This is a genomic window from Bryocella sp. (genome assembly GCF_058498515.1).
This window is the reverse complement of record NZ_JBMHYI010000057.1, coordinates 38671-55307: the sequence shown is the minus strand read 5'-3', so window position 1 is coordinate 55307 and position 16637 is coordinate 38671. Positions and strand designations below refer to the sequence as shown.

The window sequence follows — 16637 nt, the reverse complement described above, 5'->3', positions numbered from 1 at the left end:
CCGCATCGGCTGAAGGCGCTGCTGCCTGCGGGGACGGTGATCGCGCACAAGACCGGCACCTCGGGCGTCGACGGGGGCCTTGCGCACGCGACCAACGATGTGGGACTGATCACCATGAAGGACGGACGCAAGCTTGCGGTGGCTGTCCTTGTGTCTGACTCGCGCGCTCCCGAGGCGGTGCGCGAAGGTGTGATTGCGCAGATCGGCAAGGTCGTCTGGAGCGCCGCGGAGGGGGCGACGAGCCCGCGGCCGCTCCAGCGGTAACGTGACATTGCTGGCTGTGAACCGTGGAGTCAACGCTGGTTTGCTCTAATGGAGCTGGAAGACCCTATGAGCGAAACAGCACAGAACACGACCGGACGCTATCTCTGCATCCACGGACACTTTTACCAGCCACCGCGTGAAAACCCGTGGCTTGAAGTCGTCGAGACCCAGGACTCGGCGGCGCCTTACCACGACTGGAACGAGCGCATCACCGCCGAATGCTACGGCACCAACGGCGCCTCGCGCATTTTGAACGGCGCCAACGAGATCGTGCGCATCGTCAACAACTATGCGCAGATCAGCTTCAACTTCGGCCCGACGCTGCTCTCGTGGATGGAGAAGCGTGCGCCGGGCGCGTACCGCGCGATTCTCGAGGCGGACAAGGAGAGCTGCACGCGCTTCAACGGTCACGGCTCGGCGCTGGCACAGGTCTACAACCACATCATCATGCCGCTGGCGAGCGAGCGCGATGCGCGCACGCAGATCCGCTGGGGCATCGCCGACTTCGAGCATCGCTTCGGCCGCAAGCCGGAAGGCATGTGGCTGGCGGAGACGGCCGTCTCACGCAGCGTGCTGGACCTGATGGCGCAGGAAGGCATCAAGTTCACGATCCTCGCGCCGCACCAGTGTGCGCGGGTACGTCCTCTATCAGAGGATGACGCCACTCGGCTGCAGCCCATCTACGCGCAACCCGTCGATCCAGCGCCAAAGCTTCTGCGTCGCGCCACGGATTTCGTTGACGGGAGTTATGAAGAGGACGCTGTGAGCGAGGAGGCTACAGTGGCAGGCGCAGAGGCCGCCGAACCAGTCGCGCATCCCTGGCTGGAGACGCCCAACGCGATCGTCGACACCACGCGATCGTATGTTGTGCAGCTCGACGAAGGCCGTTCGATCGCCGTCTTCTTCTACGACGGCCCCACCTCGCGCGCGATCGCGTTTGAGGGCCTGCTGAACTCCGGTGAAGTGTTCGCACGACGGCTGCTGAGAGGCCTGCGCGATGACAAGGGAGCCAACGAGCCGCAGATGGTGCACGTCGCGACCGATGGCGAGAGCTATGGCCACCATCATCGTCATGGCGAGATGGCGCTGAGCTTCGCGCTGCACACCATCGAAGAACAACAGCTGGCGCGGCTGACGAACTACGGCGAGTTTCTTGCGCTGCATCCGCCGCAATTTGAGGCCGAGGTTGTCGACGACTCTTCCTGGTCATGCTCGCATGGCGTGGAGCGCTGGCGCTCCGACTGCGGATGCAACGGCGGCAAGCCGGGATGGAATCAAAAGTGGCGCGGCCCGCTGCGCCATGCGCTCGACCTGCTGCGCGACCGCACCGCGCCAATGGCCGAGGAGCTTGCCGCGCCGCTGTTGAACGACCTCTGGGCGGCGCGCGATGCGTACATCGAAGTGGTGCTTGATCGTTCGCCCGACAGCATCGGGCTCTTCTTTGACGAGCACGCCACGCATGAGCTCAGCGAAGCGGAACGCGTCACCGTGCTGGAACTGCTGGAGCTCCAACGCCACACGCAGCTGATGTACACCAGCTGTGGCTGGTTCTTCGACGAGATCTCCGGCATTGAGACGGTGCAGGTGATCGCGTATGCGGGCCGCGTCATTCAACTGGCGCAGAAGCTCTTTGGCGATGCTCCGCTGTTTGGCGATTCCGCCGCGGCGCTGGAGCACGACTTCCTCGAGGTGTTGGCGCTGGCCGAAAGCAATGTGCCCGAGCTTCGCAACGGTGCGGAGATCTATCGCAAGCTCGTGTTGCCCAAACGCGTGGATCTCGACAGCGTGGGAGCGCACTATGCCATCAGCAGCATGTTCCGCGCGTATCCCGATGCGGGCCAGATCTTCTGCTTCGATGTGCAGCGCTGCAGCTCGGACATGCTGACCTCCGGCCGTGGCCGCGTGGCGCTGGGTCAAGCGTCACTGCGCTCGCGCATCACCGAGGAGACGGAAGCGATCTGCTTCGCCGTGCTGCATCTCGGCGACCAGAACCTCTCGGCCGCGGTGAAGCGAGCCGATTCGACGGATGACGCTGCATGGCTGGAGTTCACCGAGAAGGCCCGTGGCAGCCTGCGCCGCGCGAACCTGCCCGAACTCATCCGGCTCATCGACGAGTTCTTCGGTGGCACGCTATACTCGCTCACGTCGCTCTTCGCCGATGAACAGCACCGCATCCTGCAGTCGATCCTGAACCAGACACTGTCGGAGGTCGAGGGGTCGCTGATGCGCATCTACGAAGAGCATGCGACGCTGCTGGACTTCCTTGGCGAGGCCAACATCACCGCGCCACCCGCGCTCGCGCTCACCGCGGGCTTTGCGATCAATGCGAGCCTGCGCCACGCGCTGGAGGCTGATACCTACGACTCCGCCGAGGTGAGCCGGCTGCTGCGCCGCGCCACCATCGACCACGTACAGCTGGACCGCGCGCTGTTGAGCTTCACCGCCGACAAGCGCATGAAGCGGGCGATGGTCCGCCTTGAGACCGCGGTGGATGAACAAAACGCCGCTGTGCTGCATGAGACGCTGGCTGTCGCGGAGAGCCTGCGCACGCTGCCGATGGACGTCAACCTGTGGCAGGCGCAAAACATCTGGAACGACATGCTGCATCGCGCCGACGCCGCCAACTGGACACGCGAGTGGCGCGATGGCTTCCGCAAGCTGGGCACCGCCCTGAACATCAGCGTGGATGACCTGGTAGTGGAGAATGGGGTGCCGATCTTTTGAGAGGCGAGTGAATAGTGAATAGTGAGGAAAAGCAAAGGCGCTCGTACCGACGCGCCTTACTTCACTATTCACTTTTCCCTACTCACCGGCACTTAGTGTCTCCACGGCCGATCCTTCTTCGGATACCGATCGACGCCGTTGATGCGATACGTGAGGCCTACGCTGACGCCGTAAGGATGCAGCGGGCCGTGGCTGCCGAAGTCCTGCCAGATCTGGTACTCGAAGTCCGGAGCGCGTACCGTCCAGCGATCGCCGAGACGGAAGTCGATGCCGCCGCCAGGAGCCATGGTGAAGAACGTGCCGTAGCCATCATTGAACGGGAAGACCATGCGGCTTCCGCCAACGAGGAACTTGCCGTACACGACTGCGGGGCCGAACTCCTTGATGTTCACGTGCGGTCCGATGAGGTAGTTGGACTGCGTGACGCCTTCATCGGTGTGGTAGCGCAGCCAGCGGCCTTCGGCCTCGATGCCATACCGCCAGTGCGGGTGCATGTCTACGTTGACGTAACCGCCGCCGATGTAGTTCTTGCCATAGTCGGTCTGGAAGGCCGACACGCCGCCGCCGGCATTGAGATAGCTTCCGGGTCCGCCCGCCGTGGGGCCGGCCTGCGCCCTTGCTGCCAGAGGCAGCACGAGGGCGGCAAGCGCAAGCGCAGTGGCGGCGAGGGATGGGATTCGCTGTATCATTCGCCGCTCCTTAGTTGGTGACCGTGAGAGTAACTGTCTGTGACTGGGTCACGCCTGTTCCTTTGCCTGCAGCCGTCACCTTGAAGGTGTACGTCCCCGCGGGCGTTGTGTTCTCGTGGAGGCCTGAGCAGCCCGTCGCGCCGAAGCTGACCGCAACCGCGAGCAGCACCACCAGCAGCGCGCCGAGGCGACGCCGCTTGTAGAGCCCGAAGCCCAGCAGCAGGCCGGCAGGCAGCATCGCGAACGCGATCGTGCCGTTGCCGCCAGAGACCGGCTTCTTCAGCGACGCTGAGGTTACGGTTGCGCCCGAGCCCAGCGGGTCGCCGGTGTCGACCGTTAGCTGCACCGTCACGGTGCCATTGGCTGCAAGCTGCACGGCATCGCTCGAGAAGGTGCAGGTGGCGTAGACCGGCAAGCCAAGGCAGCCCATCTGCAGCGTGTCGTTGAAGCCCTTGATCGAGCTCATGGTCACGTTGACGACGCTGTGCTGCCCCGTCGGAACGGACACCTGCGCAGGCGCTACGCCGATAGTGAACTGCGTCGCCGGGCCACTCACCACGGAAGTGGCGATGGAGTTCGAGGCCGCATAGTTTGTGTCACCCGCGTAGTTCGCCACGATGGTCTCACTGGCGGACTGCAGCTCGACATCGAGCGTCGCCACACCGGTGCTGTCCACCTGCGCTGTGCCCACGGTCTGGCCGTTGCTGGTGAAGGTCACTGTTCCCGTGGGGATCGTCGTGCCCGTGCCCGTCCAACGGATGACCGAGATCAGCGTCACCGCCTGCAGATCGGCCGGGTTGGCGTTGGTCGCAGTCAGTGTGGTGGTGGTGGGCCGCAGCGTTACGCCTTCGACGAGTGGCGTCGACACCGAGGGTAGGTCCGTGGCATCGCCAGAGTAGCTGGCGAGGATGGAGTGGTTGCCTGCAGTGAAGGTGATGCCGCTGAGCACAGCAGCGCCATTGGCGCCGACAGCAACCGTGCCCAGCTTGGTCGTGCCATCGGTGAAGGTGACGGTACCGCTGGGGATCCCGATCTGTGAGTTGGTCACCAGCGCGGTGAACGTCACGGTATCGAGCGTGTATGCGGGGTTCTCGCCGGAGATGAGCGCAACCTGCGTCATCTCTTCCACCTGGAGCACGAGAGCGGTGGAGACCGAAGCGCTGGTGCTGCCGCTGCCTCCGTAGTTCGCCACGATGGAGTGCGTTCCGGGCGCCAGCGACGAGACGCTGGCAGTAGCCACACCACTCGCGTTGAGCGTTCCCGTGCCGATGGTCTTCGTGCCATCGGTGAAGGTCACTGTGCCGGCAGCGGGAGTGCCATTGCTGCTGACCGCCGCAGTGAACGTTACCGGGGTGCCGTAGATGACAGGGTTGGCGCTCGAGGTGAGCGTGACCTGCGTGGTCGCACTCTGGACCGTCTGGGTCAACGCAGCTTGCGCGGTTGAGTAATTGCTATCGCCCGGATAGGTGACCGCGATGGGGTGCGTGCCCACCGCGAGCGAGGATGTCGCGAAGGAAGCCGAGCCGGTCGCGTCCAGCGCTATCGTGCCCAGGCTCACTGCGCCGTCGGTGAACGTGACGTTGCCAGTCGGGACCGTGGAGGCCGCGCCTGTGATCTTCACCGTGAGGATCACATTCTGGCCGGAGACTGCCGGGTTCGTGCTCGAGCCGAGCACCGCGCTTGCCGGCTGTACGATGTGCTCCGTGACCGCGGTTGAGGTCGAGGTAGCATGGTTGGTGTCGCCGCCATAGACCGCGGTGATGGTGTGCGGACCGAAGGTCAGCGCGCTCGTCGTGAAGATCGCCGAGCCGCCTGCATTCACTGTCGCTGTGCCTAGTGAGGTCGAGCCATCCAGAAAGTTCACGCTGCCCGTGATGCCCGTATCCGCACTGGCGACCGTGGCCGTGAAGGTGACAGGCTGGCCGAGCGTCTGCGGATTCGCGCTAGAGGCCAGGGCCGTCTGCGATGTAGCCTGGCTCACCACCACGGAGACCGTCGTGGAGCTGGCCGCGTAGTTGGCATTGCCTGCGTAGGTCACGGTGAGGACATCCGTGCCGACGGGAAGTGTAGTCAACGCAACCGTGGTGACGCCGCCCGCGTTGAGTGTGCCCGTACCGACGACCGAACCGCCGAAGCTGACAGTGACCGTGCCGTACGGTGGAATCGTCGCACTGCTCACCGCCGCCGAGACCGTCACGGTCTGGCCGGCCTGCGGAGCCGCCGGAGTGGCGTGCGCTGCCGTCGTACTGGCGGTCTGGTTGACCACCTCAAGCACCGCGGTCGAGGTGCTGGCCGCGTAGTTGGTGTTGCCGTTGTACGTGGCGACTACCGACTGCGAACCTTGGTTGAGCTGGTTGGTGGAGAGCGTCGCCGCTCCACTGCCATTCACGTTGACCGTTCCCAGCACCGTCGCGCCAGTGGTAAAGGTCACCGTTCCAGTGATGGCCCCGTCTGCAGTCGAACCGGAACCGACCGCAACCGTTGCCGTGAGCTGCACCGTCGCGCCCGCGTTCGTGGGATTCGCATTCGAGCTCAGAGCGGTCGTGGTGTTGAGCTGGTTCACCGTTTCGGCAAGGGTGGAGGAGACTGAGGTGGAGCTGTGCGCATCGCCACCGTAGGTCGCGGTGATGGCGTGCGTGCCGGGCGCCAGAGCCGAGGTAGTGAAGGTGGCGATGGAGCTCCCGTTGAGCGGGCCGGTGCCCAGCACCGTCGTTCCGTCCTTGAAGGTGACCGTGCCCGTTGTGGTGAAGCTGGAGCTGCCGGTCACAGTGGCCGTGAACGTAACGCTGGTACCGACCGGTACCACAGCCGCGCTGGTAGCGAGGGTTGTGGTGCTGGTGCCCGCATTCACGACCTCGTTCACGGTGTTCGAGGTTCCACTCGCGTTCGAGTTGTCGCCCGAGTACTGCACCGTGATGGAGTGCGTGCCCACCATGAGCGAGCCTGTGGTGAAGGAGGCTGCGCCGCCCGCGAGCGTCTGCGTGCCCAGCAGCGTGGTCCCATCGTAGAACTTGGCCGTGCCCGTCGCCGTACCCGAGGGAGGAGTCGCGGTGAAGGTGAAGGTGACGTTCTCGCCCACCGTGGCGGGGTTGGGCACGGCCCCGAGCATCAGCGCGTCCTGCTGCTGGATGAGCTGGGTCAGCGGAGACTGCGCCGACGCGTTCTGGCTGTCTCCGCTATAGACGGCGGTGATGTTGTGGGCGCCGAGGCTCAGCGTGCTCGTGCTGCAGAAGGCCTGCGTGGTAGCCAACGTGATTGAGCACAACTGGGTCGCACCGTCCGAGAAGATGACCGTCCCCGTGACGGCATCCGGCGCGGAGATCGTGGCGGTGAAGGTCACGGCAGACCCGACAGCGGCCGGGTTCGCGCTGGAGGCGAGAGACAGGGAAGTCGGATTGACCGAAAGCACGTTGCCGGTGAGCTTGATGGAGATAGGCGTATTGCCGGCGTCCGAAGGCTGCGTTAGCATCCCGTTATCGGGCGATGCCACAACGGTAGGCGCGAACTCCACGCCCAGGTTGCAGGTCGCGTCCGGCGAGAGCGCCACACCGATCGCGCAGGTCGTCGAAACGCCATCCAGCGCGGACTGATTGAAGATCGGCGCCTGCGGATGCAGGTCCGCATTTCCATCATTCGCCACCATGACGGAGATAGGCGCGGAGATTTTGCCTTCCTTCATGTCGGGATAGGTGAGCAGGGTCTTGGTCGCGTTGATCTCGCGCACGCGGTTGTGGAACATGTCCGCGATGAAGAGATCTCCGGTCTGGTCAAAGTAGAGAGCGTAGGGGCCGTAGAGTCCCACATTGTTGGCGGGCTGGCCTTCGTCGGAGGTGGAGTAGGCCTCGCTGCCGTTGCCGGCCAGCGTCCTGATGAGGCCGGTGCTGATCATGACCTCGCGGACGCGATTGTTGGCCGTATCGCCGATGTAGACGTTTCCTGCAGGGTCCTGCGCAAGCGCGGCCGGAGCATTCAGCTGGGCCTGAATTGCCTGGCCACCGTCGCCGGAAAAGCCAAGCGTACCGCTGCCGGCGAAGGTCGTAATGGTTCCGGCGATGACCTGGCGTACGCGGTTGTTGTTGAAGTCGGCGATGAGCAACGCGCCGGAGCTGGTGACAAGCGTGGACCATGGAGCGTTGAGCTTCGCTGCAGTTGCAGGACCGCCATCGCCGCCAAAGCCCTGTGCGCCGCTGCCCGCGATGGTTGTAATGATGCCCGCGGTGTTGACCTCGCGGACGACGTGGTTGCCGGTGTCGGCGATGTACATGTTGCCGGCAGAATCGAAGCTGACGCCCTGGGGCAGCGAGAGCTCGGCGGAGGTCGCCGCGCCTCCGTTGCCGGTGTAGCCCTGCGTTGCGTTACCGGCCACGGTGGAGATGAATCCAGTTACCGCGTCGATACGGCGAATGATGTTATTGGTCGTGTCGGCGAAATACAGATTCCCCGCGCCATCGATGGTGAGGCCGGAAGGCTGGTTGACCTCAGCTGCGGTCGCGGGGCCGCCATCGCCGGCGTATCCCGGAATTCCATCGCCTGCGACCGTGCTGATAATGCCCGAGGTCGCGTCCACGCGGCGGATGCGGTTGTTGGTCGAGTCCGAGAGGAAGAGGTTACCCGCAGCGTCGGTCACGACGCCCTGGGGCAGAAAGATGTTCGCCGCCGTAGCAAGCTGGCCGTCGCCGTTGTAGACCCAGGCTGCATCGCCGGCGACAGTGGTCAGGTTGCCGGGCGAAAGCACCGCGAGCGAGCCGGTCGCGTTGCCTGCAACCAGGGCCGTGCCCAGCAGGCCGCCGCCCGCGTTGGGTATCTCGACCGCACCGTTTCGCAGACCTGGATACCTGGGCGTGAAGACCACGCTGACGGTGCACTGCTGCCCCACGGTGTAGGAGGCGCCCGAGGCGCAGCTGCCACCCGTCACGGCGAAGTCCAGGCCGCCGATGCCCTGGGTCAGGGCCACGGGAGCCGCTGACGTGCCGGTGGCAGTCATCGTGACGGTAACCGTAACGGCCGCGGAGCTCTGGCCGACAATGGTACTTCCGGGTACTGATGTGACAGCCGATTGCGCCGAAGCGATGCCGGCGCCCAGGATTGCGAGGCAAGCGAGGGCGCGACCCATGCTCGCGCACGGAACCCTGGAAGCTACTCGCTTCGATCGGGGTTGGGGCATCGGGACGTACGCAGGGGCGATGCGGGAGGGCAGCTGGGAGCCGCTAGACAGGTGATTCGGGTACAACGGGGCCGGGGGGTTCATGAGGCAGTGTTCTCTGGAGAGACAGTAGGGGACATCGGCGCTGGGGAGCATGGCTCGTTCGCGGAGAGGGTAATAGCGCAAAGGTTGCAAATTGGCGATCTGTTTGCGCAAGACGAATTACCTCGTGGGTCGAGATACAAATTGGCCCCGGAGGCGCTGCGAGGAGGCCGACGTTGGGGATCTTCTCCCCACAGGTTCATCGGCAGATGGAGCGTTTTGCATCAGTGCGAAGCTTGGCCTTCGGAGTGCCCGAACAAAAATGGGACAGAGGTGTCGGCGCCGCGATTACCGGCACGCAACGATGCAGTTACAGGCACAAACGTTCGGCTTCTCTGCAGAGGGTTCGAAACCAGGTCGCCAACCGGATCAGGCCACAGCGTCATTGGCACTAAGGCCGCAGGCACGGGGCAGATCGAAAGCTTCGCTATTCGCTTTCTATAGGCAACTAGAAACTGCCACGGATGGGACGCGGCGCGGGGCTACGTTGTAAATGCCCGCATACATATTAATTACTGTCGTACGCAACCCTGCGCGGGCAGCCAGCGCTTTGCAGCGCCTGCGGCCCGCGCAGGGTTTAGAGCTTTGTGACGGAGTTAGTCTTCTTCGGGAGCCCAGCCGTGGCGAACATCCGCGCCGCGTACCCAGAAGATAACGTCCTCGGCGATGTTGGTCGCGTGGTCGCCCACGCGCTCGAGGTTGCGCGAGATGATCAGCGCATTGAGCGCCTGCGAGCTCATTTCGGGCTTGGTCTTGATCAGCTCGCCCAGCGAGCGGAAGGCCTCGCGATTCATCTCATCCACCTGGTCGTCGAGCGTAAGCACGCTCTGCGCGAGGTCCGCATCGCCTTCGATGAAGGCCTGCAGCGCCTTGCGCACCATCGCCTGCGAGAGCGAGGCGAGCTTGGGAATATCGACCGGGATGTCGAGGTTGGCGAACATGCCGAGATCCTTGACGCGGCCGGCGATGCCCACCGCCTGGTCGCCCACGCGCTCAAGGTCGGCATTGATGCGGATGACGGCGATGATGAAGCGCAGGTCCACCGCCATCGGCTGCTCCATGGCGAGCAGATCCAGAGCCGCCTGGTCAATCTCCCGCTCCATGCGGTTGATCGCAGGCTCGGAGAGCTTGACCAGCTCGCACAGCTCGGTGTCGCGGGTCGAGTAGGCCTCGGTGGCGCGCTGGATCGCCTGCTCCACCAAGCCCGCCATCACCAGCAGCCGCTCCTTCAGCTCGTCCAGCTTCTGCTGGAAGTTGATACGCATCATCCGAACCTCCCCGTGATGTAATCTTCCGTCCTCTTGTCCGAGGGATTGGTAAAGATCTTATGCGTTGGAGCGAACTCCACGAGCTTGCCCGTGAGGAAGAAGCCGGTATTTTCCGCCACGCGCGCGGCCTGCTGCATGTTGTGCGTCACGATGACGATTGTGTACTGGCTCTTGAGCTGGAAGATCAGGTCCTCGATCTTCGAGGTGGAGACGGGATCGAGCGCGGAGGCGGGCTCGTCCATCAACAGGACTTCAGGATCGACCGCCAGAGCGCGCGCAATGCATAGACGCTGCTGCTGACCGCCGGAAAGGCTGGCGCCGGACTTCTTCTTGAGATCGTCCTTGACCTCTTCCCACAGCGCGGCTTGCTTGAGCGAGCGCTCCACGATCTCATCGAGCACGCGGCGCTTGCTGAAGCCGTTGAGCTTGAGACCGCTCGCCACGTTGTCATAGATGGACATCGTAGGAAACGGGTTGGGCCGCTGGAACACCATGCCGATACGACGGCGGATTTCGACCGGCGCGGCATCCTTGTAGATGTCCAGATCGCCCATCATCACCGTGCCTTCAGCGCGCGCCGTCGGGTTGGTCTCATGCATGCGGTTCAGGCAGCGCACAAACGTGCTCTTGCCACAGCCCGAAGGCCCGATCAGCGCGGTGGCGCGATTCGCCGGGATGTGCAACGACACATCCTTCAGCGTATGCACAGGCCCGTACCACGCGTTCAGGTTTTCGACACGGATGCCGACTCCCACTTGAGCACTCCTCCTCTAACTGCAGGTGAAACCAAAGAATTCAACGCCGTTTTTTCTCAAGAAGAACGGCACTCTCATACAGTATCCAGCTCGCAATGCGAGGAGGAATGCTCTAGCTGCCTCCCTTGAGCATGCCGCGCCCGGCGAAGATTCGTACCAGCGTCACCGAGATCATGATGAGCAGAATGAGCACCAGAGATCCGGCCCAGGCCAGGCGGTGCCATTCGTCATACGGTGAAACCGCGTAAGTATAGATTTGCAGCGGCAGAGCTGCGATGGGCTGGCGAAGATCCCAGCTCCAGAATTGATTTCCGAAGGCCGTGAAGAGTAGCGGTGCGGTCTCGCCTGCGACGCGCGCAAAGGCCAGCATGCAGCCGGTGATGATGCCCGGTGACGCTGTTCGCAGACTCACGGAAATCACGGTCCGCCACTTCGGGATGCCGAGGCCATACGCAGCCTCACGCACCGCGAGCGGCACCGTGGCGAGCATCTCTTCGGTGGTGCGCGTGATCGTCGGCACCATCATGATGGAGAGAGCGATACCGCCGGCCAGCGCGGAGAAGTGTCCCTGCTTGACGACGACCAGAGCATAAGCCGCAATGCCCACCACGATCGACGGCACACCGTTGAGCACATCGGCCGTGAATCGGATCGCGTCCGCGAAGAGACTGCCCCGGCCATACTCGGACAGGTACACGCCCGCGCCGATCCCTACCGGCACGCCGACCAGGCTGGCCAGCGTCAGCACCAGCGCGGAGCCCGCGATGCTGTTGGCCATGCCTCCACCAGGCTCGCCGACCGGAGCCGGAATCTTGGTAAAGAAGTCCAGGTTCAGCGAGCTTGCGCCCTTGTATAGCAAGTAGCCGAGGATAAGGAGCAGCGGCACCATCACCAGAACGGTGCTCCCGATCGCGAGCGCCGTGACGAGGTAGTCGACGAACATGCGGCGCAGCTTCAGCGCCTGCTCCATGCGTGGAGTGCGTTGCGGAAGTGTAGCCATGTTATGCGTGCCTCTGCGATTGACCGCGCGTGACAGCCCAGACCAGCAGGCGCGCGATCGCGTTCACGACGATGGTGACCAGGAAGAGTGCAAGCCCGATCTCGATCAGCGAGCTCAGGTACAGATCCCCGGTCGCTTCGGTGAACTCGTTGGCGATGACGCTGGCCAGCGTATAGCCCGGAGCAAAGAGGTTCTTGGAGATGTCGGGGTGGTTGCCGATGAGCATGGTGACGGCCATCGTCTCGCCCAGCGCGCGGCCTAGGCCGAGAATCACAGCGCCCACGATGCCGATGCGCGCATTGCGCAGCACGCCCATGCGCAGCATCTCCCAGCGCGTGGCGCCCAGCGCTAACACAGCTTCCTTCTGGCTCACCGGCACGGCGCGCATCACGTCGCGGCTGATGGAGCTGATCACCGGGAAGATCATGATCGCGAGGATCACGCTGGCGGAGAAGACGCCCACACCGAAGTTCGGCTCCTCGAAGAGTCCTGTCCAGCCCAGCAGCTTCTCGAGGATCGGGCCGGCGGTATCGCGGAGAAACGGCACCAGCACGAAGATGCCCCAGAGGCCGTAGACGACGCTCGGGATCGCGGCCAGGAACTCAGTAAGGAAGCTGATCGGTGCGCGCAGCTTCGGCGGGCAGATCTCCAGCAGGAAGATCGCGGTGCACAGCGCCAGTGGCACGGCCATTACCAGCGCCACGAGGCTGGTGGTGACGGTGCCCCAGATAAAGGGCAGCGCCCCGAAGTTGCCGCCGACCGGATCCCATACGCTCTGCGTGAAGAACTTGAACCCGAAGGCGTGCAGCGACGGCCGGGAGTTCATCACCAGCACGTAAACAATGAGCCCGACGATGAAGAAGACGCTGAGCGCGCACACCAGCATGACCGCGCCGAACGTGCCGTCCGCCAGCTTGCCAGGGCTCTTCTCGTTAAGGAACTTGCGAACCACCGAAATCTCGGTGGGCTGTGTGGACTCGGGGGTATCGACCGTCGGAGCGGAGCCTTCACCCATCACCAGCTTGGGCATCAGCAGCGGCGCACTCTCGGCTATGGCCGGATCGACCAGCGGCTTTGTCTCTTGGGTGGGATTGTCCATGGGAGCGAATCAGAAGGGCCGGGAGACTCAGGCCAAGTTCAACTTTATTAAGAGAGTGTGAATAGAGCGTGAATCCGACCGCTTCAGCCCGCCTCAGGGCGGGAGCGGAAAGAAGGGGCCTTGCCGATCGCTCGCCAAGGCCCTTCGTTTTGAGCAGGTTGCGGGAGCGCGGTTTCTCGCTCCCGGTGTCGTAGCAACTACTTAATTCCGTTGACGGTCTGGCGAACCTTGTCCGCGACGTTCTTCGGAAGCGGAGCGTAGGTCATGCCCGCAGCCTCACTCTGGCCCTTGTCGAGCATCCACACCAGGAAGTCATGCAGCACCTTGCCCTTGGCCGCATCGGGCGAGGGGTTCGGGATCAGCAGCCAGGTGAAGGAAGAGATCGGGTAGGAGCCTGCGCCTGCCGCGTTGGTGATCGAGATGCGGTAGTCAGAAGGAATCGTCTTGGCGGAAGCCGCAGCGGCAGCCGAGACCGAATCCGTGGAGGCCTTGACATACTTGCCGGCAGCGTTCTTCACATCGCCGTAGGACATCTTGTTCTGCACGGCATAGAGCAGCTCAACGTAGCCGAACGAACCGGGAGTGTTGCGGACCATACCGGCAACGCCCTCGCTACCCTTCTGGCCGATGCCGAGGGGCCAGCGAACCGAAGCCGCAGCGCCCACGCGGTTCTTGAACTCCGGGTTCACCTTGGAGAGGAAGTCCGTGAAGATGAAATTGGTACCCGAACCCTCAGCGCGATAGACCGGGAGGATCTTCTTGTCGGGGAAGTTCACGCCGGGATTGTCCGCCTTGAGGCGGGCATCGTTCCAGTTGGTGATCTTGCCCAGGTAGATGTCGGCGATTACGTCGCCCGAGAACTTCAGGTCGCTGCCCACTCCCGGAACGTTGTACACCGGAACCACCGCGCCCAGCACGGTCGGGATGAGAGTGAGCTTGACCTGCGAATCATGCAGCTGCTGGTCGGTGAGGATGGCATCCGAGGCGCCGAAGTCAACGACCTTCTTGGAAACCTGCTGGATGCCCGCGCCCGAACCTACCGACTGGTAGTTGATGTGAACGCCCGGGTGCTCCTGCGCGTACTCGCTGAACCAGCGCGAGTAGATCGGGTTGGGGAAGGTGGCGCCGGCGCCGGTGAGATTCTGAGCGCTGACGGGGAGGGCAGCAAGGCTGCTCATCGCTACCGCTGCTGCAAACAAGATGGATTTCACGGATATTCTCCTGAGGGGGCTGATCCTAGGATGCGCCCGCGCGTGCGGAGCATAGCAGGTCGGCCGCTAAGATTCCTAAAAAAGTGATACTCGAAGCCTGTAAACACAATGTTATTTGAAGGTTGCGGGCCTGCAGTTATAGCAGACCGCAATCCTTCAGGAGCTGTCGCTCCAGAACTTACGGGGGCTCAACGCTCCGTCACGAATTCGTGATCAGGACGCCGAGCCCCCAAAGCCGATTACGGGATGTAGTAACGCATCTGGACGTGGACCATCGGCTCCGTAGCGCGGGGGCCCGACGGCGTCGTCGCCGAACCCACACCCGACCACAGGTTGCGCTGGATGTAGCTATAGGTCAGCGAGTACTGCAGGCGACCGTACTTCGGGCTGTTGATCGGCTTCCAGGTCAGGGCGCCCATCGCCTCCTGGATGTAGCGCGTTGGCGAAGCGCAGGGGCTGGCCGAGATCGAGCCGCCCGAGCCGCTGGTGTTGCCGCCAGTGGAACTGGGCTCGTTGTAGCAGCCCGCGTCGCTCAGCGTGTTGGGACCGTAGCCGATCAACGTGCCAGAGATGGGCAGGGTGTACACGGTACGCTGCGCATACTCGCCACCGTAGTAGAAGGAGAGATCAATCTTCGGCGAGAGGTGGTTTTCCCAGCTGAAGAGGCCGTGGTAGTTGCGAATTGGCTCCAACGTCTCATCCGGGCGCAGTGTAGCGTCCGCAAGCTGCGCGGAACCGTAACGTCCTACGCCCTGTCCGGCCATCGCCTGGACGGCGACTTCCGAGACCTTCCCAACGTACACGCGAGCGGCGCCGAAGACACCACCAGCGAGGGCTGTGTGGTTTTCCAGGGTCGTCGAGTAGGTGTAGACCGGCGTGGTCGGTGCAGCGACCGTGCTGCTGATGGTTACAGGGAAGTAGTTGTCGCGAAGGAAGCGTCCTATGCCGCCGACTTCGATGTGGAATTTCGGCTCGTCGAACGCGGCCTTGACGATGACGTCAGGAGCCACATTGTTCGCGTAGGTGGTAACCGCTCCCACGCTGGCTGCGACGTTGTTCGCCGGTGCAGAGGCCGCGGCGTTGTAGAGACCGCCGTTCTGACCGATGCCACCGAAGTAGAACAGGAAGGACGAGGGCAGGTTCGAGGCCGTGAAGTTCGTGATCTGGGCCTGCTCCGCCGCGACCGCCACGGTGAACATTCCCGAGTTCAGCGTGCCGAAGCGCTGCTGCACGCGGAAGCCGGGCTGACGCGTCCAGCTGTAGCCGACGAGGTACTGCGGATCGATCGTCTGCGGCTGAATCTCGGTGCGCGCATCGGTGCCGCGGCGATCTTCCGTAACCAGCGACCACATCTGGCCGCCCGTCATCGCGAAGCCGCCCTGGCTCTCCACCTTGCCCCAGATCTGGCGCTGACGAAGAACGTAGCTGTTCGACTGGTTGTTGTTGGAGCTGGTGCCCGTACCGAGCCAATCCATCTCGTAGTAGCCGCTCAGCTTGAACTTGCCTGTATCGCCGGCGACGAGCACCGAGAGGCGGCTCTGGCGGCCGGAGAAGTTCAGCTCGCTGGTGTGGCCTTCGTTCGCGCTGGGGAACGGGATGGAGTTCAGCGGGGTGTTGATGTCCGAGTTCACCGAGTGCTGGCGGTACACACCTTCAGCCGCCACGAAGCCACCAGGCGTAATCTCCACGCCCTTGTAGTGGATCGTGCCGGGCTCATGGATCTCCTGCTGGACCTGGGCCTGGTTGCCGATGACCTGCTCTTGCAGATCGGCAGTCTTGGCCGTCGCCGCGGTGGCGGCGGTGTTGGCAGCGTCGGCCTTGGCGGCGGCATCGGTCGCGGCCTGGCTGGCCTGCTGCGCGGCGGTGGCAGCCTGAGCGGCCTGCGCCTGGGCGTCAGCGGCAGCCTGCTGCGCGGACTGCGCCTGCTGCGACTTGCCGGAGAGCATGCCCTTCAGCTCTTCGATCTCGCTCTGCTGCTGCCTCATCTGCTCGCGAAGTTCGCGAAGCTCCTGCTGCTCGGCAGATTCCTTTTCCTTCTTCTTTGTCTGGTGGGTCTTTTTCTGCTGTGGGCCGGGCTCGGCCCCTTCGTCGCTGGCCTTCGCCTGCGCCGTAAACATTACCGCACTGGCCAGGACCGCGGTCATTACGCGTTTGGATTTCATGCTTCCCCTTTGTGTTGCATAAGCGCTGGAGTGTCACGCAGGTGTGCCCGCGCAGCCTACTCCGCGTGTCAGTTTGTATGTCTCTATGCTTGGGGGAAGGGATGAATGAACCGAGAAGGATATGTGACAGTGCGGAGAATTTGACCGGACCAATTTGGAATTCCCACAACTTATTCAGAGGACATTTGCGTTTTGTAGAACGAAGGTCACGTCGCGCTGT

10 protein-coding genes are annotated in these 16637 nt (G+C 63.4%); 2 read left to right on the top strand and 8 right to left on the bottom strand.

All coding sequences use genetic code 11. The features are described 5' to 3' along the window. Window positions 1-264, top strand: a 264-nt coding sequence (locus AC5E6W_RS17200; RefSeq protein ID WP_491753559.1) for a serine hydrolase, incomplete at its 5' end; no start/stop codon positions are given. 66 nt (window positions 265-330) lie between these two features. Continuing rightward, on the top strand, window positions 331-2988 hold the full coding sequence (locus AC5E6W_RS17195; RefSeq protein WP_491753558.1) for a DUF3536 domain-containing protein: 2658 nt from the start codon (window positions 331-333) through the stop codon (window positions 2986-2988). 92 nt (window positions 2989-3080) lie between these two features. Here AC5E6W_RS17195 and AC5E6W_RS17190 read toward each other — a convergent pair whose 3' ends face one another. The 8 genes from AC5E6W_RS17190 to AC5E6W_RS17155 all read right to left on the bottom strand — a co-directional run bounded on the left by AC5E6W_RS17190 (window position 3081) and on the right by AC5E6W_RS17155 (window position 16399). Next, complete coding sequence (locus AC5E6W_RS17190) at window positions 3081-3677, bottom strand: outer membrane beta-barrel protein (RefSeq protein WP_491753557.1); 597 nt, start codon at window positions 3675-3677, stop codon at window positions 3081-3083. 10 nt (window positions 3678-3687) lie between these two features. Beyond that, complete coding sequence (locus AC5E6W_RS17185; RefSeq protein WP_491753556.1) at window positions 3688-8790, bottom strand: Ig-like domain repeat protein; 5103 nt, start codon at window positions 8788-8790, stop codon at window positions 3688-3690. Window positions 8791-9518: 728 nt separating this feature from the next. Continuing rightward, the gene (phoU, locus tag AC5E6W_RS17180) at window positions 9519-10187 is read right to left on the bottom strand and encodes a phosphate signaling complex protein PhoU (protein ID WP_103933319.1); all 669 of its coding nucleotides are present in this window, start codon (window positions 10185-10187) and stop codon (window positions 9519-9521) included. Then, window positions 10187-10945 (bottom strand): phosphate ABC transporter ATP-binding protein PstB, encoded by a 759-nt coding sequence (gene pstB / locus AC5E6W_RS17175; RefSeq protein ID WP_491753555.1) that lies wholly within the window; start codon window positions 10943-10945, stop codon window positions 10187-10189. Before pstB ends, phoU begins: the two co-directional genes overlap by 1 nt. A 112-nt stretch (window positions 10946-11057) precedes the next feature. Next, window positions 11058-11945, bottom strand: a complete 888-nt coding sequence (pstA, locus tag AC5E6W_RS17170; RefSeq protein WP_491753554.1) for a phosphate ABC transporter permease PstA — start codon at window positions 11943-11945, stop codon at window positions 11058-11060. Window position 11946: 1 nt separating this feature from the next. Continuing rightward, complete coding sequence (pstC, locus tag AC5E6W_RS17165; RefSeq protein WP_491753553.1) at window positions 11947-13044, bottom strand: phosphate ABC transporter permease subunit PstC; 1098 nt, start codon at window positions 13042-13044, stop codon at window positions 11947-11949. Window positions 13045-13241: 197 nt separating this feature from the next. Then, window positions 13242-14255: a phosphate ABC transporter substrate-binding protein PstS gene (gene pstS / locus AC5E6W_RS17160; RefSeq protein ID WP_491753552.1), complete on the bottom strand. Its 1014-nt coding sequence runs from the start codon at window positions 14253-14255 to the stop codon at window positions 13242-13244. A 239-nt stretch (window positions 14256-14494) separates the two neighbouring features. Then, a complete protein-coding gene (locus AC5E6W_RS17155; protein ID WP_491753551.1) occupies window positions 14495-16399 on the bottom strand; it encodes a hypothetical protein in 1905 nt (634 codons plus the stop codon). Window positions 16400-16637 lie beyond the last annotated feature (238 nt).